20 protein-coding genes are annotated in these 19448 nt (G+C 66.6%); 5 read left to right on the top strand and 15 right to left on the bottom strand.

Annotated elements, in window-relative coordinates:
* Nucleotides 1-42 precede the first annotated feature (42 nt).
* Together ABIA73_RS02430 and ABIA73_RS02425 are read right to left on the bottom strand one after the other, a co-directional pair.
* Nucleotides 43-1239: a flagellin gene (locus ABIA73_RS02430; protein WP_059064146.1), complete on the bottom strand. Its 1197-nt coding sequence runs from the start codon at nt 1237-1239 to the stop codon at nt 43-45.
* Nucleotides 1240-1311: 72 nt separating this feature from the next.
* Nucleotides 1312-2532: a flagellin gene (locus tag ABIA73_RS02425; protein WP_218789313.1), complete on the bottom strand. Its 1221-nt coding sequence runs from the start codon at nt 2530-2532 to the stop codon at nt 1312-1314.
* A gap of 31 nt (nt 2533-2563) precedes the next feature.
* On the opposite strand from ABIA73_RS02425, the gene ABIA73_RS02420 reads away from it, so the two are divergent.
* On the top strand, nt 2564-2746 hold the full coding sequence (locus ABIA73_RS02420) for a hypothetical protein (protein ID WP_144435750.1): 183 nt from the start codon (nt 2564-2566) through the stop codon (nt 2744-2746).
* Nucleotides 2747-3095: 349 nt separating this feature from the next.
* On the opposite strand, the gene flgL is transcribed toward ABIA73_RS02420, so the two are convergent.
* From flgL to ABIA73_RS02360, 12 genes are all read right to left on the bottom strand, one after another.
* The gene (gene flgL / locus ABIA73_RS02415; RefSeq protein ID WP_033831049.1) at nt 3096-4298 is read right to left on the bottom strand and encodes a flagellar hook-associated protein FlgL; all 1203 of its coding nucleotides are present in this window, start codon (nt 4296-4298) and stop codon (nt 3096-3098) included.
* Nucleotides 4295-6175, bottom strand: coding sequence for a flagellar hook-associated protein FlgK (flgK, locus tag ABIA73_RS02410; RefSeq protein ID WP_025879101.1), 1881 nt, complete (start codon nt 6173-6175; stop codon nt 4295-4297). The genes flgL and flgK overlap by 4 nt, the downstream gene beginning before the upstream one ends.
* Before the next feature lie 8 nt (nt 6176-6183).
* Nucleotides 6184-7377 carry a flagellar assembly peptidoglycan hydrolase FlgJ gene (gene flgJ, locus ABIA73_RS02405; protein ID WP_025879102.1) on the bottom strand — a complete coding sequence of 398 codons (1194 nt, stop codon included), beginning with the start codon at nt 7375-7377 and terminating at the stop codon, nt 6184-6186.
* Between the two features lies 1 nt (nt 7378).
* Nucleotides 7379-8521, bottom strand: coding sequence for a flagellar basal body P-ring protein FlgI (locus ABIA73_RS02400; protein ID WP_025879103.1), 1143 nt, complete (start codon nt 8519-8521; stop codon nt 7379-7381).
* A 2-nt stretch (nt 8522-8523) separates the two neighbouring features.
* Complete coding sequence (gene flgH / locus ABIA73_RS02395) at nt 8524-9216, bottom strand: flagellar basal body L-ring protein FlgH (protein WP_025879104.1); 693 nt, start codon at nt 9214-9216, stop codon at nt 8524-8526.
* A gap of 22 nt (nt 9217-9238) precedes the next feature.
* A complete protein-coding gene (gene flgG, locus ABIA73_RS02390) occupies nt 9239-10024 on the bottom strand; it encodes a flagellar basal-body rod protein FlgG (protein WP_025879105.1) in 786 nt (261 codons plus the stop codon).
* A 103-nt stretch (nt 10025-10127) separates the two neighbouring features.
* Nucleotides 10128-10877, bottom strand: a complete 750-nt coding sequence (locus ABIA73_RS02385) for a flagellar basal body rod protein FlgF (protein ID WP_025879106.1) — start codon at nt 10875-10877, stop codon at nt 10128-10130.
* Nucleotides 10878-10909: 32 nt separating this feature from the next.
* Entirely contained in the window at nt 10910-12133 is a 1224-nt protein-coding gene (gene flgE / locus ABIA73_RS02380) for a flagellar hook protein FlgE (protein ID WP_025879107.1), read from the bottom strand.
* Nucleotides 12134-12165: 32 nt separating this feature from the next.
* A complete protein-coding gene (locus ABIA73_RS02375) occupies nt 12166-12849 on the bottom strand; it encodes a flagellar hook assembly protein FlgD (protein ID WP_025879108.1) in 684 nt (227 codons plus the stop codon).
* A gap of 23 nt (nt 12850-12872) precedes the next feature.
* Nucleotides 12873-13280 carry a flagellar basal body rod protein FlgC gene (gene flgC, locus ABIA73_RS02370; protein ID WP_025879109.1) on the bottom strand — a complete coding sequence of 136 codons (408 nt, stop codon included), beginning with the start codon at nt 13278-13280 and terminating at the stop codon, nt 12873-12875.
* A gap of 3 nt (nt 13281-13283) precedes the next feature.
* The gene (gene flgB, locus ABIA73_RS02365) at nt 13284-13679 is read right to left on the bottom strand and encodes a flagellar basal body rod protein FlgB (protein ID WP_025879110.1); all 396 of its coding nucleotides are present in this window, start codon (nt 13677-13679) and stop codon (nt 13284-13286) included.
* A gap of 160 nt (nt 13680-13839) precedes the next feature.
* The gene (locus ABIA73_RS02360; protein WP_025879111.1) at nt 13840-14784 is read right to left on the bottom strand and encodes a chemotaxis protein; all 945 of its coding nucleotides are present in this window, start codon (nt 14782-14784) and stop codon (nt 13840-13842) included.
* Between the two features lie 132 nt (nt 14785-14916).
* Between ABIA73_RS02360 and flgA the strand changes: the two genes are divergently transcribed.
* From flgA to ABIA73_RS02340, 4 genes are all read left to right on the top strand, one after another.
* Nucleotides 14917-15573 carry a flagellar basal body P-ring formation chaperone FlgA gene (flgA, locus tag ABIA73_RS02355; protein WP_354275383.1) on the top strand — a complete coding sequence of 219 codons (657 nt, stop codon included), beginning with the start codon at nt 14917-14919 and terminating at the stop codon, nt 15571-15573.
* A gap of 75 nt (nt 15574-15648) precedes the next feature.
* Nucleotides 15649-15954 carry a flagellar biosynthesis anti-sigma factor FlgM gene (gene flgM / locus ABIA73_RS02350; protein WP_025879113.1) on the top strand — a complete coding sequence of 102 codons (306 nt, stop codon included), beginning with the start codon at nt 15649-15651 and terminating at the stop codon, nt 15952-15954.
* Nucleotides 15951-16289 (top strand): flagella protein, encoded by a 339-nt coding sequence (locus ABIA73_RS02345; RefSeq protein WP_025879114.1) that lies wholly within the window; start codon nt 15951-15953, stop codon nt 16287-16289. The genes flgM and ABIA73_RS02345 overlap by 4 nt, the downstream gene beginning before the upstream one ends.
* Nucleotides 16290-16381: 92 nt before the next feature.
* Complete coding sequence (locus ABIA73_RS02340) at nt 16382-17599, top strand: ATP-binding protein (protein WP_025879115.1); 1218 nt, start codon at nt 16382-16384, stop codon at nt 17597-17599.
* Nucleotides 17600-17671: 72 nt separating this feature from the next.
* On the opposite strand, the gene ABIA73_RS02335 is transcribed toward ABIA73_RS02340, so the two are convergent.
* A complete protein-coding gene (locus ABIA73_RS02335; RefSeq protein WP_025879116.1) occupies nt 17672-19447 on the bottom strand; it encodes an EAL domain-containing protein in 1776 nt (591 codons plus the stop codon).
* Between the last annotated feature and the right edge of the window lies 1 nt (nt 19448).

The following is a 19448-nucleotide window of genomic DNA, read 5'->3' as shown; positions in this document are numbered from 1 at the left end:
GCGGCAGCTCAGCCGTCGCCCGGTGGTCGATCAAGAAGCGGATCAGCGCAGCAGGCTGAGCACGCCCTGCGGCACCTGGTTGGCCTGGGCCAGCATGGCCGTACCGGCCTGCTGCAGGATCTGGGTGCGGGTCAGCTCAGCGGTTTCCTTGGCGAAGTCGGTGTCCTTGATGCGGCTGCGCGACGCCGACAGGTTTTCCGACGAGGTCTGCAGGTTGGCAACGACCGAGGTGAAGCGGTTCTGGATCGCACCGAGGTCGGCGCGGGTGCTGTTGATCGCACCCAGGGCCTTGTCGACCACTTCCATCGCCTGCTGTGCACCCTTCACGGTGGACACGTCGATCTTGTCGGCGAACTGCTTGGCAGCTACGGCCGGCGCGGTCTGGCCAGCGGCGAAGGTGCCACCGGTGACGGCCACGGCGAAGCCCTTGAAGGCGCCGTCCTTGTCCACGCTGTCCTTGACCGAGGTCAGGTCCACGCCGGTGCCGGCCGCGTTGACTTCGGCGTAGACGCCAGTCTCACCGATCTTGGCGTTGATCGCCGCCGACAGCGCGGTGGCCGTAGCCTTCTGGGTGCCGGCGGCGGTGCCGGTAGCCTCTACCTTCAGGTCGGCGAAGCTGACGGCGTTGCCCTTGCTGTCGGTGATCGACAGGCCGGTAATGGTGCCAGCGGTGGTGCCGTCAGCCGGCACGGTGACGGCCAGAGCGCCGGTGGCGAACTGCGCACCGCCCAGGGCATTGGCCTTGGCATCGATGGTCTTATCAATTGCGATGGCCTGGCCAGCGTTGGCGCCGACCTGGAACAGCTGGCTGGAGAAGGTGCCGTCCAGCAGCTTGGTGCCGTTGAAGTCCGACTGCTTGGCGACGCGGTCGATTTCCGAAACCAGCTGGGTCACTTCGGCCTGCAGCGCCTTGCGATCGCTGGCCGAGTTGGTGGCGTTGGAGGCCTGCACCGACAGCTCGCGGACGCGCTGCAGGTTGTTGCCGATTTCGGTCAGCGAACCTTCGGCGACCTGTGCCAGCGAAATGCCGTCGTTGGCATTGCGGATGGCCACGTCGGTGCCGCGGATCTGGGTGCCGAAGCGCTCGGAGATCGCCAGACCGGCCGCATCGTCCTTGGCACTGTTGATGCGCGAACCGGAGGACAGGCGCTGGATGGTGGTGGCCAGCGAGCTGCCGCTGGTGCTCAGGTTACGCTGAGCATTCAACGACATCGTGTTGGTGTTGATTACTTGTGCCATGAGGAGAGGTCCTTGAGCGGTTGCACGTGAGTTGGGTTAGACGCCCCCGACGTGCCCCGGGGGCGGCTCATGTCAGCGCTGCAACAGGCTGAGCACGTTCTGCGGTACCTGGTTGGCCTGGGCCAGCATGGCCGTACCGGCCTGCTGCAGGATCTGGGTGCGGGTCAGCTCGGCGGTTTCCTTGGCGAAGTCGGTATCGCGGATGCGGCTGCGCGATGCGGACAGGTTCTCCGAGGAGGTCTGCAGGTTGGCGACCACCGAGGTGAAGCGGTTCTGGATCGCGCCGAGGTCGGCGCGCACGCTGTTGACCGATTCGAGGGCCTTGTCGACGATGGACATCGCCTTCTGTGCGCCTTCGGCCGTGGTGACGTTCAGGTCCTTGACGAAGCTGGCCGTTGCACCGGTCAGCGTGCCGCCGTTGGTGCTGGTCTCGGTCAGGCCCAGGCCGGCGATGGTGGCGGCGGTGACGCCGGCCGGCGGGGTCGCCGCGCTGACACCCAGAGCGAAGGTCTGGCCGTCCTTGACCGAGGCCAGGCTGACCACGCCGGCGTTGACGGAGGCGACCACGCCGGTTTCGCCCAGCTTGTTGTTGATCGCGGCCGCGGTGGCCGAGGTGATCGATTCACCTGCCTTCACGGTGAAGTCGCTGACGGTGACCGTGGTGGCGGCGCCGCCCGGCGGGGTCACCGAGATCTGCAGGCCGGAGAAGGTGGTATCGGCGGTGGCCTTGTCGGCTGCAGCCAGGCTGGTGCCGGTGTAGCCGTTGGCGAAGCTGGCCGCGCCCAGCGAATCGGCCTTGGCGTTGACCACGCTGTTGATGGCGATGGCCTGGCCGGCGTTGGCGCCCACCTGGAACAGCTGGCTGGTGAACGAACCGTCCAGCAGCTTGGTGCCGTTGAAGTCGGCCTGCTTGGCGACGCGGTCGATTTCGCTGACCAGCTGGGTCACTTCAGCCTGCAGCGCCTTGCGGTCGCTGGCCGAGTTGGTGGCGTTGGAGGCCTGCACGCCCAGTTCGCGGATGCGCTGCAGGTTGTTGCCCACTTCGTTCAGCGAGCCCTCGGCCACCTGGGCCAGCGAGATGCCGTCGTTGGCGTTGCGGATGGCCACGTCCAGACCACGGATCTGGGTGGTGAAGCGCTCGCTGATGGCCAGGCCGGCGGCGTCGTCCTTCGCGCTGTTGATGCGCAGGCCGGACGAGAGGCGCTGGATGGTGGTGGCGAGCGAGCTGCCGCTGGTGCTCAGGTTGCGCTGAGCGTTGAGCGACATCGTATTGGTGTTGATTACCTGTGCCATGGGGTCGTCTCCTCTTATGTGGAACCCGTTGGTGAATGAAACGAAGCGCCGCCTGATTTTTTTGTTTGGCTGTGTGCTTCGCCGTTGCCAAATGAATAACGGCGCTTTGTCAACAACCTTTAGCCGGGAATTTCGTTGCAACCGAATTTCGTCGCTGAAAGCTGTTTTTCCGGGGATTTCCGCCCTGGAGAAGCGTCAAGGCAACTCCTGGTAGGGGCGGTCGGGCATGCCCAACCCACGCTGATGAAGGTATCGGCGGGGGGCGGCTGGGCTTGATGGGCGATCTCGGAACATCCGCCGGGCATGGCCCGGCGCTACCAGAGCCAACGCTTCGGAACATCCGCCGGGCATGGCCCGGCGCTACCAGAGCCAACCCTTCGGAACATCCGCCGGGCATGGCCCGGCGCTACCAGAGCCAACCCTTCGGAACATCCGCCGGGCATGGCCAACCCTTCGGTAGCGCCGGGCCATGCCCGGCGAGCGCAGCGGTACATGACCGCCGAAACGAAAAAGGCCGCGATGCAGGGCATCGCGGCCTTGGGCTCCAGCGCTGGCGCGTGGAATCAGCGGATCTTGTTGAACAGTGACATCGACTGCATCTGCGAGAACAGCGTCTGTGCCGCCTGCAGCGCGGTGCTTTCCAGCTGGTACTGGCTCAACGCATCGGCGTAGTCCAGGTCGCGCATCTCCGACAGCGTGGTTTTCAGCGTCACGCCGTTGGCCTCACGCATCTCCGCCGCGTTGTCCAGCGCCTTCAGCTGCGCGCCACCGGCAGCGCGCGAATCGATCATCCGTTCCGCCGCGCGGCCGACATCACGCAATGCGCTCTGCAGCTCGTTCTGCTGCGCGGCCATCTTCGCCGGGGTGCCGGTATCGGCATCCAGTGCGGCGATCAGCTTGTCCATGGTGCCGAAGATGTCGCGGCTGCTGGCGGCCTGCACGTTGAAGCTGTCACCTGTTGCTGGCGCGCCAGCGATCTGCAGGCGAACGCCATTGATCTCCAGTTCGCTGCCGGCCTTGTAGGTGCCGGTGCCGGTCACGTTGCCGGCACCGTCGAGCACTTCGTACTGGTCGGCCGCGGTGAAGCGCACGCTGAACGATTGCCCGTTCCAGCTGTCGCTGCCATCACGGGTGATGTTGGTCAGCACGCCGTTGCCGGCGTTGCCTGCCGCTGCGCTGCCATCGACGAAGCCATCGCCGGTGGGGATGCGCAGGAAGATCTCGCTGCCGGGCAGGGCGTCGCGCACGTAGGTATCCGGGCCGACTTCCACCTGGCGCTGGGTCTGGTCGCCGCGATAGACGACCTTGCCGTCAATCTTGGCGAACGGCGGATCGCTGTCGTTGGTGCCGCCGAACACGTAGCGGCCGGTGCCGTCGCTGCTGTTGGCCAGCGACAGCAGGCCCTCGCGGATCTGGTTCAACTCGGTGATCAGGGTCTTCTTGTCGGGCGCACTCAAGGCGGGATTGCTGGCCTGGATGGTCAGATCGTTGACGCGCGCCATCAGGTCGTTGACCTGGGCCAGGGTATTTTCCTGCACGCCCAGGCGGTTCTGCACGTTGTTGCCATTGAGCTTCATGCGTTCCAGTGCGGCCAGGCTGCGGTCCAGGCCCACCGCAGCGCCTGCGGCGACCGGATCGTCCTTGGCGCTGACGATCTTGCTGCCGGTGGCGATCTGCTGTTCCAGGTGGCTGAGTTTGGCCTGCTTGGCCATCATCAGCGCTACCGACTGGCTGTACATCATTCCGGTGGAGATGCGGTTGCTCATCGGCGCACGGCTCCCAGGATGGTCTGGAACATGGAATCGGCGGTGGAGATCAGCTGCGAGGCGGCCTGGTAGGCCTGTTGCAGGCGCAGCATGTCGGCCGCCTCCTCATCGAGGTTGACGCCGGACACTTCGTCACGCGCTGCCTGTGCCTGGTCGGCGATCACCTGCTGCGCCCCCAGCGAATACTCCGCCGAACGCGCTGCTGCACCGACCTGGGTGGTCAGCCCGCCCAATGCGCCGCCCAGCGTCACCGTGCCGGCGTTGAACGCCTTGGCCGATTCCACCTTGGACAGCTTGGTGGCATTGCTGTTGTCCGACGAGCCGGCCGGAGTCGGGGTGATGTTGAAGGTGTCGCCATTCTTCGGCACGCCATCGAGCACGAAGCTCCAGCCGTTGGCGCTGATGGTCTGCCCGGGCGTATAGGTCTGCGGCGGGCCGCCATCGATGGTGTAGGTGGTGGCCGAGGTGAACACGATCGCAGCCGGATTGCGCAGGTTGGCGTTGGCCGCATCGGTCACGGTCACGCCGCTCAGCTTGCCGGTGCCGGTGTTGGCCAGTGCGGCAGCGCCCTTGATGGCGGCGGCCGCGGCAATGCGCGACGGATCGGTGATCGCCATCTCCAGGCTGCCGGCTACGCCAGCCGTCGGCTGCAGCAGGAAGCGGTCGTTGGCCGCCGGGGCACCGCCCACCACCAGCTTCACGCCGTTGATGATCAACGGGTCGGCAGCGGTACCGGTGCCGGTCAGCGGCACGCTGGCGCCGGTGTCGGCGCGGCTGGCGGCCCAGTTGCTGCCATCGAACTTGAGCACGATGTTCTGTGCTTCCAGCTTGCCGAGGTCGCCGTAGCTGGCGGTGATCGCGCCGGTGCCGGTGTTGCCGGCATTGCCGGTGACACGCGGCGTGCCGATGTTGAAGAAGTCGCCGCCCATCTGTCCGTACAGATCCACACCCTGGCGATGGGTGCTGTTGAACGTCTCGGCCAGGCCCACAGCCAGCTTGCCCAGTTCGGCCTGGGCCGGAGTCAGCACGGTGTCGCGGAACTCGAGCAGGCCGCCGATCTGGCCGCCCACGGCCTTCGGGTCCAGGGTGATGGTGCCGCCCTGGGTCTGCAGCGCCAGCTGCAGGCGCTCGGGCTGGTACGGGTCGGCCACCGTGGTGACCTTCGATGCAGTGGTGCCCACCACCAGCGCTTGGCCGCCGGCGGTGTAGACGTTCATGATGCCGCCGTCCTGGATCACCGCGGTGCCGCCGGTGTAGCCCACCAGCTGCGAGATCAGCTGGTCGCGGCGGTCCAGCAGGTCGGGCGCGGCGTTGGCGATGTTGGTGCCGATGGCACCGTTGATCTGCGCGATCTCCGACGCCAGCCGGTTGACTTCGGTGGCACCGGCCATCAATCCATTGTTGACCTCGCCATTGAGGTTGTTCAGGTGGGTGTTGAGCTGGCTGAAGCGGTTGGCCAGGGCCTTGGCGCCATCGAGCATGTTCTGCCGGTCGGCCGTACCCGCTGCATTGGAGGACAGGCCGCTGACGGTATCGAAGAAGTTCGACCAGACCCCGGCCACGTTGGTGGCCGCGTCGGAGAACAGGGCATTGACCCGGTCGGCCATGCCCGAGAGCTGCTTCAGGCGTGCCAGTTCGCCGCCGCTGTCGAGCAGGCGCGAGATCGCCAGCTGGTCGGCGGCGCGGCGGATGTCGACGATGCGGGTGCCGTTGCCAACGTCACCATAGCCGTAGTTCTGCGGGGTGGCGGTGGCGAAGTCGACCTTCTGCCGGCTGTAGCCGGGAGTGTTGAGGTTGGCCACGTTGTGGCTGGTGGTGGCCAACGCACGCTGGAAGGCGAGCAGGGCACTGGTACCGGTGGAAAGTACGCTGGACATGGGGTTCCTCAACGACGGGTGATACCCAGCGCCGCGGTTGCGGTGCTGGCGAAGGTCTGGCCGATGCGTGAGCCGGCGTCGGCCACGGCGGCCACGGCGCGCTCGATGGTCGGGCCGCCGGCGATCGCGGCGATCTTGGCCGCGTAGCGCGGGTCGGTGGCGTAGCCGGCGCGTTGCAGGCCGCGCGCGAAGCCCTGCACATCGGTGCCGGCCTGCAGCGCCTGCTGGTAGCGCGGGCTGGTCTTCAGCAGGCGCACGTAGTCGGCAAAGCTCTCTGCAGGCGAGGTGTAGGCGCGGAAGCTGGCGGTCTCGTTGCGGCGCACGCCATCGACATACTCATGGGTGCCGGCGGTAGCGCTCTGGCCCTTCCAGCCGGTGGCCTTGATGCCGAACAGGTTGTGCGAGGTGCTGCCATCGGCATGCTTGATCTGGCGCTTGCCCCAGCCGGTTTCCAGCGCTGCCTGGGCAACCAGGGCGCGGGCGTCCACGCCCAGTTCCTTGGCCGCGCTCTGTGCGTGCTGCCAGATGCTGGCGACGAAGCCTTCCGGGGTGTGTGCGCCCAACTGGGCGACGGCGGTGCGCGTGGCCAGTGCATCGGCCGGGGTGCCGCTGCTGCCGCGGTTGCTGGCGGTCGGCGCCCACTGGTCGCTGGCAGCGGCCCAATCGGCGCCACCGATGGCACCGGCATAGGGATCGTCGGTCCCCAGCGAACGGTGCATGCCGCTGCTTTCCCGGCCCGCAATCAGGTCCAGCGCCTGCTCCATCGGGGCGACGGAGGACTGCGCGCCATCCTGCACACCGGCCGCCATCTGCTGCAGCATGCGCACGGCCTGGCCGGCGTCCTGCAGCGGCAGCGACGGCGCCGCCGGCGCATTGAGCTGGTAGGCGCGGCTGGCCTTGGCCGGGTCCACCCGGGTATCCAGCGCCGGGCCATCGGCCTGCGCGCCGGACAACTGCCGGGTGATCATGCTCGACAGGCCCAGGCCCTTGCCGCGGGTCATCGCCTCGGCGATCTTCTGGTCGTACATCTCCCGGAACATCTTGTTTTCACCCGGGAACAGCGAATCGCCGAAGCTGGCGTCACGCATGCTCTTGACCAGCATCTGCGCGAACTGGCCTTCAAGCTGGCGCGCTACCTTGTCGATCTTGGCCGGGTCGTTCTGCTGGGCCGGGCTGAGTTCGAATGCGGGAGTGATGCGCATGTCAGATCACCTCGAGCTCGGCGCTCAGGGCGCCGGCCTGCTTCAGTGCTTCCAGGATCGCGATCAGGTCACCCGGTGCCGCGCCAACGGCGTTCACCGCATGCACGATCTCGTCCAGAGTGGTGCCGCCGTTGAACTTGAACATCCGGCTGCCATCGTTGGTGGCGGTGATGGTCGACTGCGGCGTGGCCACGGTCTGGCCACCGGCAAAGGCGTTGGGCTGGCTGACGTTGGTGTTTTCCTGGATGGTCACCGTCAACGAGCCATGCGAGATCGCGGCCGGGCCGACACGCACCTGCTGGCCGATGACCACGGTGCCGGTACGCGAGTTGACCACTACCTTGGCCGGTGCAGCGCCCGGGGTCAGTTCCAGGTTTTCGATACGGGCCAGCAGGCCGATGCGCGCACCGGCATCGGTGGGCGCACGCACGGCAACGGTGCCGCCGTCCACGGCACGCGCCGAACCCTCGCCGAAGGCATTGTTGAGCGCACCCACCATCCGCGAGATGGTGGTGAAGTCGCTGTTGTGCAGGTTCAGGGTGATCTCGCCGCTGGCGCCGAACACATCGGGCAGGGCGCGCTCAACGGTCGCACCGTTGGGGATGCGGCCGACGCTGGGCACGTTCACCGAGACGCGCGAACCGTCCTTGCCCTGTGCACCGAAGCCGCCCACGATCAGGTTGCCCTGGGCAATCGCGTAGACCTGGCCGTCGGCACCGCGCAACGGCGCCATCAGCAGCGAGCCACCGCGCAGCGACACGGCGTTGCCGATCGAGGACACGGTGATGTCGATCGGCTGGCCGGGCTTGGCGAACGGCGGCAGTTCGGCGTGGATTGCCACTGCCGCCACGTTCTTCAGCTGCGGGTTGACGTTGGCCGGTACGTTGACGCCCAGCTCGCCCAGCAGGTTCTTCAGGCTCTGCACGGTGAAGGGCGCCTGGCTGGTGCGGTCGCCGCTGCCATCCAGGCCGACCACCAGGCCGTAACCCACCAGTGCATTGCCGCGCACGCCACCCACCTGGGCCAGGTCCTTGATGCGCTCGGCGCTGGCGGGTGCAGCCACCGCAAAGACCATGAACACGGCACAGTAGAGCGACGCTGCGCGTCGCTGCCAGGAAGAAGAGAAGGAGAGTTTCATGGCCATACTCAGAACGGCGTCAGGCCGGAGTTGAAGAAGCGGCTCAGCCAACCCATCGCGTTGGACTGCGCGACAGGGCCGCGGCCGCCATAGACGATGCGCGCTTCGGCCACGCGGCTGGAAGGCACGGTGTTGTCCGCGCTGATGTCGCCGGGGCGCACGATGCCCTGTACCTGCACCAGCTCATCACCCTGGTTCAGGCGCAGGTTCTTCTGCCCCTGCACCACCAGGTTGCCGTTGGGCAGGCGCTGCACCACCGTCACGGTCACGTTGCCCTGCAGGCGGTTGCTCTGCGCGCTGTTGCCCTTGCCGGTGAAGTCGCGTGCGCCCTTGGCCGTTGCACTCAGGATGTCCTTGCCGCCCAGGGTGACCGGTGCGCCGAGAATCGACGGCGTGCCGAGGCTCAGGTTCGATTCCTTGTTGGTGGCGGTGTTGGCGCTGGTCTGCGCGGTGGTGTTTTCCAGCAGGGTGATGGTCAGCAGGTCGCCGACATCGCGCGCACGGCGGTCCGAATACAGCTGCAGGGTCGGGCCGGCGGCGTAGATCGCGCCGGCGGTCGGTTCGGCCTGCGGCGGCATGATCGGCTGCAACGGCGCCATCGTCGGATAGGGGCGCACGTCGCCAGCGATCACGCAGCCGCCGAGCAGGGCAGCCACGGCGCAGGCGAGGGCAGTACGGGCGAAGGAAGAAAGGGGCGACATGGCAGTTTCCCGGTGAGGGCGGTCAGAGCTTGTTGCTGAGGTAGCCGAGCATCGAGTCGGTGGTCGAGATCGCCTTGGCGTTCATTTCGTAGGCGCGCTGGGTTTCGATCATCGACACCAGCTCTTCCACCACGTTGACGTTGCTGCCTTCCAGCGCACCCTGCACCACGGTGCCCAGGCCGTTCAGGCCGGGATTGCCGTTCTGCGCCGGTCCGGAGGCGGTGGTTTCCAGGAACAGGTTTTCACCACGTGCCTGCAGGCCCGCCGGATTGACGAAGTCGGTAAGGGTCAATGCACCGACTTCCACCGATGCCGCACCGTCGGCCATCTTCACGCTGATGGTGCCGTCGGTACCGATGGTCACCGACTGCGCGCCTTCGGGAATCTGGATGCCCGGCTGCACCGGGTAGCCGCTGTTGGTGACCAGCTCGCTGTCCTGGTTGATCTTGAACGAGCCGTCGCGGGTGTAGGCCGAGCTGCCGTCGGGCATCTGCACTTCGAAGAAGCCGCGGCCGTTGACCATCACGTCAAGCGCGCGGCCGGTCTGCTGCTGGCTGCCCTGCTCGAAGTTCTTGGCGGTGGCCACCACGCGCACGCCGGTGCCGATCTGCAGGCCGGTGGGCAGCTGGGTCTGTGCCGAAGAGGAACCGCCGGGCTGGCGCACCTGCTGGTACAACAGGTCCTCGAAGCTGGCGCGGTCCTGCTTGAAGCCGGTGGTGTTGGTGTTGGCGAGGTTGTTGGAAACCACCGACATGCGCATCTGCTGCGCATCCAGTCCGGTTTTCGCGATCCACAATGCCTGGTTCATCTTCGGAGTCCTGTCTGGGTGAAGCCGGCCGCGCGGTGCGGCCCATGGGGTAGGGAGTGCAAGCGGCGTGCCAGCACCGGCGCGGGCCGGTGCCGGAATTCCGTCAGCTGCCCAGGCGCAACAGGCTGTTGGCGCTGCGCGCGTTGTCATCGCCGTGCTTGATCACCTGCACCTGCATTTCGTACTGGCGCTGCAGCTGGATCATCTGCACCAGCGCGCCGGCGGCATCGACGTTGCTGCCTTCCAGCTGGCCGCTGTGCACCGCCGTGCCCTGCGCCTGGGCGAACGGCTGCAGCGGATCGGTATTGCGGAACAGGCCATCCAGGCCGCGTTCGAGGCGATCATCCGGCGCCTGCACCACCTTGATCCGGCCGATCATCGCCATCGTCTGCGGGCCTTCGCCCTGCGGGATGATCGAGATCGTGCCGTCGTTGCCGATCTCCATCGCCTGGTAGGGCGGAATCGCGATCGGGTTGTTGTTGTCGTCCAGGACCGGACGGCCGCTGGAGGTCACCAGCTGGCCGTTCGGGGTCACCGACAGCGCGGCGCCACGGGTGTAGGCCTCGCTGCCATCGGTGGACTGCACGGCAAGCCAGGTGCCGGTCTGCAACGACAGGTCCAGCGGCTTGCCGGTGATGTGCTGCGCGCCGGCCGTGCGGTTGAAGCCCGCATCGACGTGCAGTGCATCCACCCGCGAGGCAAAGCCCGGGCCACGGATCGGGAAGGCTTCGGTGTTGGCCAGCGCTTCCTTGAAGCCGGGGGTGTCCGAGTTGGCGAGGTTGTGGCTGAGCGTTCCCTGCGCCTGCAGGGAGGCGCGGGCACCGGTCATCGCCACGTAAAGGGCTTTATCCATGCGGGGAGTTCCGTGACAGGGTCAGCAGGTCATCAACGGATGTTGATGACGGTCTGGGTGATCTGGTCCTGGGTCGTGATCATCTGCGCGTTGGCCTGGAAGTTGCGCTGCGCGGTGATCATGTTGACCAGCTGTTCGGTCAGGTCGACGGTGGAGGATTCCAGCGAACCGGCCTGGATCTTGCCGAGGTTGGAGGTGTCGGCGGCGCCGGTGCGCGGCGTGCCCGAATCGAAGGTCTCCACCCACAGGTTGTTGCCCTTCTGTTCCAGGCCCTGCGGATTGTTGAAGCTGGTGAGTGCAACCTGGCCCAGCGGCTTGTCGTCGCCGTTGGAATAGCGGGCGAACACCACGCCGGTTTCCGAAACGGTGATCTCGTTGAGCTTGCCGGCCGCGTAGCCATCCTGCTGGGTGTTGCGCAGGGCGAACTTCTCGCCGTACTGGGTCGAGCCGCTCACATCCAGCGTCATGTTCAGCACGCCGGCGCCGGTGGTCGGGGTGAAGGTGCCCAGGCTGATCTTGCCGTTGGCCGGTGCGGTCAGCTTGCCGGCGTTGTCGAAGGTCAGCGGGGTGGGCGTACCGGCCGGCTGGCCATCGACGTAGTTGTGCACCGTCCAGGCGTTGGTGGCCGCTTCCTTGACGAAGTAGGACACCTGGGTGTGGCTGACGCCCAGCGAGTCATACACGGTGATGCCGCCGCTGGAATGGCTGTAGCTGTTGGAATTGGTAGGGTCGAAGGGGTTCACCGTCGGCTGCTTGGCATTGCCCGGCAGGGTGAAGCCGACCTTGACCTCGCTGGTCTGCTTGGGCGGGCTGTCGGTGGTCAGCAGCTGCAGGTCGACCAGGCGGCCGGCGTCGAAGTTGGTGCCGTCGGCGTTCGGAGCGAACACCTGCAGGCGTGCGCCCTGCGGGTTGACCACGTAGCCGGCGGCGTCGGTCTGGAAGTTGCCGGCGCGCGAGTACACGCGTGCACCGTTCATGTTCATGGTGAAGAAGCCCTCACCGGAAATGGCCATGTCCAGGCTGCGGCCGGTCTGCTCGTTGTTGCCCTGGATGAACTGCTGGGCCACGTTGGAGACGCGCACGCCCGAACCGATCGCGTTCTTGGACAGGCCGTAGCTGGTGGCGGCGAACAGGTCGGCGAATTCCGCGCGCGACTGCTTGAAGCCGGTGGTGTTGACGTTGGCCACGTTGTTGGCGGTGACGCTCAGGTCCGAGTTGGCAGCGTTGATGCCGGACAGGGAAATGTTGAAGCCCATGGGATGCTCCTGTTGGATGCGGTAGGTGCGGCTCAGCTGACGCGGAGCACGTAGTCGAGAGGGGCCGTGCCCAGGCCCTTGAGGTTCAGGTAGAGGCCGTCGGAACCGACGGTCACGCTTTCCACCGGTGCCTGCACGAAAGTGGACAGCTTGGTGCTCTTGCCGGTGGTGTCGACGTGGTTGGCGACGATGTTGTACTTGCCTGGCTCCATGCGCTTGCCGTTGGCATCCTTGCCATCCCAGGTGAACGCGGTCTCGCCGGCGGCCTTGGCTTCAACGCTGATCGAGGTGACCTTGGCGCCGTTGGCGTCGGTGACGTCCACGGTGACGATGCCGGCGGCCGGCGCGGCAACCGTGCCCTCCACCGAACCTTCCTTCTCCAGCACCAGCTTTTCCGACGGCACCAGCACCTGGTGGCCGACCAGCGCGGCGCCACGCAGCACCTGGTCGCTGGCCATCGACTCCTGGAAGCCCTTCACCGACTTGTTCAGATCGGTGATGCCCTGCACGGTCGACATCTGCGCCATCTGCGAGACCATCTGCGTGTTGTCCATCGGCTTCAGCGGGTCCTGGTGCTGCAGCTGCTCGGTCATCAGGCGCAGGAAATCGGCCTGGTCCAGCGTGTTCTTCTTCTTGGTGGCGTTGCTGTTGGGGGCGTTCAGGCCGAGTGCGGCGTAGACGTCCTGGTTGCTCTGGTTGTTGACGGCAGTGGTCATGGCGGTGTCCGGTGCAGCGGGCCTCAGCGGCCCATGGTCAGGGTGGCCAGGGCCAGTTCCTTGGCGGTGGTCAACATCTCCACGCCGGCCTGGTAATTGCGCGAGGTCGAGATCAGGTTGACCATCTGCGCCACCGGATCGACGTCGGGCTGGTAGATGTAGCCATCGCCGTCGGCCAGCGGATGGCCCGGCTCGTAGCGCTTGATCGGCGCCGCGTTGCTCTGGGTGATTTCCTTGACCTGCACCGAGGTGATGTTCGGATCGGTCTTGCTGGTCACCGCCTGGAAGATCGGTTCCAGCGGCTTGTACACCGCGTCGGCCGAGCCGGCGATGCTGTCAGCGTTGGACAGGTTGGAGGCGATGGTGCTCATGCGCACCGACTGCGCCTGCAGCGCGGAGCCGGCGATATCGAAGATCGGCAGGTTGCTCATGGCTTATTGCCCCGTGATCGCGGTGAGCATGGAACGCACCTTGCTTTCGACGAAGCTCAGCGAAGCGCGGTATTCCAGTGCAGCGCGGCCATAGGCGGCGCGTTCGGCATCGGGGTCGACGGTGTTGCCGTCGATGCTGGGTTGTACGCCCTCGCGGGCCACCTGGAACGGGTTGAGGCCACTACCGATTTCGTAGTGCTGCTCGTTGGTGGTGGTCATCAGGCCGTTGGCATCCAGCCCCTGCGCATGGCGAAGGGCCGAATCGAAGTCCAGGTCCTGGGCCTTGTAGCCGGGGGTGTCGGCATTGCCGAGGTTGCTGGCGATCAGCTTCATGCGCTGTTCGCGCAACGGCATTGCCTGGGCATGGACGCCCAGGTAGTCGGTAATCAGGTTGCGCACGGTGCACTCCCACGGGAACGTTGCCCGGGAAGCTGCAAGCGGTGTGCCAGAACCGTGGTGCGCAACATCGCGCTCGCCGGGCATGGCCCGGCGCTACCGTGGGTCGGAGCAGGTGTCTGGTGGCGCCGGGCCATGCCCGGCGCAGACGCGTGCGGCGGCCTTACGCCGCCATCGCCACCTTGCGCAGGCGGTCCAGCACGAAGTCGGCCAGCTCGTGCGGCGAATACTTGGCGACGAAGGCGTTGGCACCCACGCGCTCGACCATCGCATTGTTGAATACGCCCGACAGCGAGGTATGCAGCAGCACGTACAGCCCGGACAGGCCGGCATGGCGCCGGATTTCCGTCGTCAGCGTGTAGCCGTCCATCGCCGGCATCTCGATGTCCGAAATCACCATGGCGTAGCGTTCGGCCGGGTTTTCACCCGAGGCATGGATCTGCAGCAGGTGGTCCAGCGCCTGTTTGCCGTCCGAGAGCAGGGTCGCGCCCACCCCCAGCTGGTCCAGCACGCTGCGGATCTGCTGGCGCGCCACCCGCGAATCATCCACCACCAGCACCTGCAGCTGCGGGGCGTCGGCGGGCATCGCCATGGCCGGGTCGAGCACGGCCTCGCCGCGCACCTGGGCGATGTCGGCCAGCACGCTTTCCACGTCGATCACCTGGATCAGCTCGCCCTGGAAGCGGGTCACCGCGGTCAGGTAGCTCGATTCAGCGCCCAGTTCCGGCGGCGGGTGGATGTCTTCCACCGCGATGTTGACGATGCGCTCCACGCCGCTGACCAGGAAGCCCTGGATCGAGCGGTTGAACTCGGTCACCACCAGGTAACCGGGTGCGGTGTCCGCATCGGGCTCGCGCTCGGGGTGGCCGATGGCCAGGCCCAGGTCCAGCACCGGCACCGAACGGCCGCGCACGTCGGCCACGCCGGCGAACTGGCCGGGCAGGCCGGGCACCTGGAACAGTTCCGGGCGGCGCAGCACTTCCTGCACCTTGAAGACATTGACGCCAAAAAGCTGACGTCCGCCGAGGCGGAACAGCAGCAGCGCCAGGCGATTGTGGCCGGCCAGTCGGGTTCGCTGGTCGATCCGGTTGAGCAGGTCATGGGACATGGCTGCTGTATCGGCGCGGGCAGGGTGGAACTTGAGGGCGAGTGCAGCGCCGCGGCCGGGAAGCTGTCCGCCCTGTGCCTGTGGCACGCAGCTTGCACGCGTCTGGGCCAGGTCTTACCGACAGGAGGCGCCATGCGCCGCATTGCTTCTTTCCTTGCCATTGCAATGGCCGTGGCCGCGCCGTGGGCAACCGCAGCCGACTGGCAGCCGGTGGCCAGCATCCGTGCTGCCGCGTTGTCGACCCTGGCCGCCGGCACTGAAGGTGAGGCCGTGGTTGCCGATGCGCTGCGCCTTCCAAAATGCGGCGGCGCGTTGCAGGTGCAGCCCACGGCAAACACCACCGTGGAAGTGAGTTGTCCCGACGCCGGTGGCTGGCGCCTGTTCGTGCCGGTGAAGGTGCGCCGCAACCAGACCGTGCTGGTGCTGACCCGAGGCATCGGCACTGGAGAATCCATCGCCGCTGCCGATATCAGTACTGCCCAGCGTGACGCGGCACGGATTGCCGGTGCAGTGCTGGCCGATCCTGCCGCAGCGATCGGCCGCATCGCCCGTCGGCCGTTGCCGGCGGGAACGCTGTTGTCGAGCAACGACCTGGTTGCACAGCGTCTCATCAAGCGAGGAGACAGTGTGGCACTGGTATCGCGGCGTGGTTCGGTCGAGGTCCGCATCGCCGGCCGCGCACTGGGCGATGCCGGGCAGAATGAGCGCGTCTCTGTGGAAAACCTGTCCTCGCGCCGTATCGTGAAGGGCACGGTGGACGCGACCGGTGACGTAATCGTGGCGCGTTGAAATAATGCAGAATTCCCCTAAAGATCACGGCCCTGCGGCCGTTATCCCTTGTGTACGGCAACTCCAGGACACCCCATGAGCCAGAAAATCGACGGCAACCTGCAGGTCCCCCAGGCACTGCGCAGCGTGACCACCCCGGCCGCCAAGCCCGGCGTCAGCACCGATTCGGCGGCACGTCCAGTCGAGGCGGCCGACAGCCTGCGCCTGACCGGCGAAGCCACCAACCTGCAGGCCATCGAGCGTGAGCTGAGCACCGCTCCGGCGATCGACGCTCAGCGTGTTGCAGCGGTGCGCGAATCGCTGCAGAACGGCACTTACAAGATCAATCCGGACGCGATCGCTTCGCGCATGCTTGAACTGGACCAGCAGCTGCAAGGATGACCGCGGCGATGAGCGAGCCGCTGCAGCGCCTTGCCCAGGCCCTGGACGTTGAACGCCAGGCCCTGGTCGAGCACGACGTGCACGCCCTGATCCGTGCCACCGGCGCGAAGCTGGAAGCGCTGCGTGCGCTGGAAGGCGCGCCACCGGTGGGCGAGGGCGAGCAGCTGCAGGAACTGGCCGAGCGCAACCGCGCCAACGGTGTGCTGCTGTCGCGGCGCCGGCGCGAGGTCAACTGGGCACTGCGCCAGATGGGCCGCACCGAAGAGTCCTCGGCATACGATGCCAAGGGCCAGTCGCATACCGTCACCGCGCGGCGGCCGCTCGCCGTCGCCTGACAGGACCGGCGGTCGGCTGAGCGCCCGATGGCGGCTGTAGGCCGCCGCATGAACGCGTATATTGGGCGCCTGTTTGATCGCCCCGAGCCCCCGTGTCTGCCGCCAACGTTCTGGTTACCGCCCCCCTTCCGCCGCAACCGGTGCTGCAGGCCCTGCTTGAGCGCCTGCGCGAGGGCCTGCTGCTGTTCACCGAAGATGGGCAGGTCGCACTGGCCAACCCGGCCGCGCAGAGCCTGCTGGGCAGCGATGAAGGCACCTTGCCGCCGCCACAGCGCCTGCGCCAGCTGCTGCCGCCGGATGCGCTGGAACATGCGCGCCAGCACGGTCACTGGAACGGCAGCCTGCCGCTGGGCGAGGGCGTGGTCATCGCTCATCTGTACTTCCATGGCGAACCCGGTTCGGGGCACTACCTGGCCTTGTTCCGCCATATCGAAGGCCAGGAAGACTACGAACGCGAACTGCAGCAGCGCCATGCCGAACTGCGCCAGGCCTACCTGCGCTTGAACGGCACCCAGGAAAAGCTGCTGCAGTCGGAGAAGATGGCGTCCATCGGCCAGCTTGCCGCCGGCGTGGCGCACGAGATCAACAACCCGATCGGCTACGTGCATTCCAACCTGGGCAGCCTGCAGGAATACCTGCGCAGCCTGTTCACGGTGATCGAAGCCTACGAACGCGCCCTGCGTGCGCCCGACCCGAAGGCGTTGATTCCGGAAATCGACGATATCCGTGACCGCCTGGACATCGATTTCATCAGCCGCGACCTGCCGCAGCTGATGGCCGAGTCACGCGAAGGCATCGAGCGCGTCACCCGCATCGTGCGCGACCTGAAGGACTTCTCCTATTCCGGCCGCGACGAATCGTGGAAGCTGGTCGACCTGCATTCCGGCCTTGAATCGACCATCAACATCATCTGGAACGAGCTCAAGTACAAGGTGCACCTGGTGCGCGAGTTCGGCCAGCTGCCGCTGGTGGAATGCCTGCCCTCGGAGTTGAACCAGGTCTACATGAACCTGCTGCTCAACGCCGGCCACGCCATCGCCGAGCGCGGCACGATCACCGTGCGTACCGGCGTGGACGGCGACACGGTGTGGGTCGAGTTCGAAGACACCGGCGGCGGCATTTCGCCGGAACTGCGCCAGCGCATCTTCGATCCGTTCTTCACCACCAAGCCGGTGGGCAGCGGTACCGGCCTGGGCCTGTCGATCTCCTACAGCATCATCAACAAGCACCACGGCCGCATCGATCTGGACAGCACCCCGGGCGTCGGCTCGCGCTTCCGCCTGGTGCTGCCGATCAAGCAGCCGCGCTGATCGTGGCCGCCGGGCATGGCCCGGCGCTATCCCTGGTCCCCGGTAGCGCCGGGCCATGCCCGGCGGATGCGGTTACCGCAGCGGCGAACGATCCTCACCGCCGTCGGCCGGCTCGACAGCCGCCAGGCCACCGTTGCTGCGCCGCTGTTCCTCGTACGTGCGGAAGGCCTGGTGGATGTGCTTGCGCAGCTCGTCGTCGTTCCACGGCTTGGTCAGGAACCGGTAGATCGCACCGCGGTTGATCGCATCGGTCACCGTGTTGAGGTCGGTGTAGCCGGACAGCACCAGCCGGATCGTGTCCGGGTACAGCATCTTCACCCGGCCCAGGAACTCGGTGCCGCTCATGTCGCTCATGCGCTGGTCGGACAGGATCACCTGCACATCGTTGATGGCCAGCAGATCGAACGCATCGCGCACGTTGCCTGCCGCCAGGATGCGGTACCCATCGCGGCGGAACAGGCGCACCAGCGAGCGCAGCACGTTCTCCTCGTCATCCAGCAGCAGCAGGGTGCGGTCCGGCCGGGTTTCGGCGAACGCTTCGGGGCGCAGGTAGCGGCGGCGCAGGGTCATGCCGGCGGCATCGGCGGACATCGGTTCGCCGAACAGGTAGCCCTGGAACACGTCGCAGTCGTTGCGGCGCAGGAAGCCCAGCTGTGCCTGCGATTCCACGCCGTTGGCGATCACCGTCATGCCCAGCTGATGGCCCATCGCAATGATTGCGCGTGCGATCGCCGCTTCACGGTTGCCGGCCGGGGCGCTCTTGATGAAGCTGCGGTCGATCTTCAGCTTGTCCACCGGGTAGCGCACCAGCGCGCTCAGGCTCGAATCGCCGGTGCCGAAATTGTCCAGGCTCAGGCTGATGCCTTCGTTGCGCAGGTTGGCCAGGGTTTCGTGGACGAAGTTCACGTTGTTGGTCAGCGCGCTTTCGTTGATTTCCAGCGTCAGCATCTGCGCCGGCACGCCGGACGCCTGGATCACGCCCATCACTTCGGCAAAGAAATTCGGGCGCAGCAGCTGCAGGGTGGACACATTCACCGCGATGGTGAAGTCATCAAAGCCCTGGTCGCGCCACAGCCGGGCCTGCTTCAATGCACCCTCCAGCACCCACGTACCAATCTGCACGATGATGCCCAGGCGCTCGGCGGTGCGCATGAAACGCTCCGGCACCAGCATGCCCAGGGTCGGCGACTGCCAGCGCAGCAGCGCCTCCATGCCCACCACATGGCCATCGCGGGCACTGACCAGCGGCTGGTAACGCAGCTTCAGTTCGCCGTTGGGAATGGCATCGACGATCTGCCGCGCGATGATGCTCTCGCTGTGCGCGCTCGGCGGCGTGTCCACCGCGTGGATGCGCACCGCATTGCCGCCTTCGCGGGCGGCCTGGTACAGCGCATCCTCGGCATGGTCGAGCAGGCGCGAGGCATTGCTGGCGTGCTCCGGGCACAGGCTCACGCCCAGCTTGCCGGTCATGAACAGCGTATAGGGCAGTACCGACAGCGGCAGTTCCATCTGCTGGCGGATCTCTTCGGCAAAATCCTCGGCCAGGGGCAGATCGGCGGTGCGCGGCACGGCAATCAGGAACTCATCGCTGCCATGCCGCCACAGCATGCCGCGTCCGCGCAGGTAGGACTGCAGCCGCTGGGCCACCAGCACCAGGGCCTGGTCACCAACCTCCGCGCTCATGTTCTCGTTGACCGAGGCAAAGTGGTCGATGTCCACATGCATCAGCATCAGCGGGGTACCACCGGAGGCGGCTTCGGCGACCATCGCCTGCAGCTCGGGGTTGCCGGCGCCGAGGCGATCAGGTGCATCATCGATGCTGACCGGGGGCAGGTTGGGGTTCCACATG

This window comes from Stenotrophomonas sp. 2694 (assembly GCF_040548715.1).
GTDB lineage: Bacteria > Pseudomonadota > Gammaproteobacteria > Xanthomonadales > Xanthomonadaceae > Stenotrophomonas > Stenotrophomonas indicatrix.
Note: the sequence above shows the minus strand (reverse complement) of the source record. Positions and strands in the feature narration are given on the sequence as shown.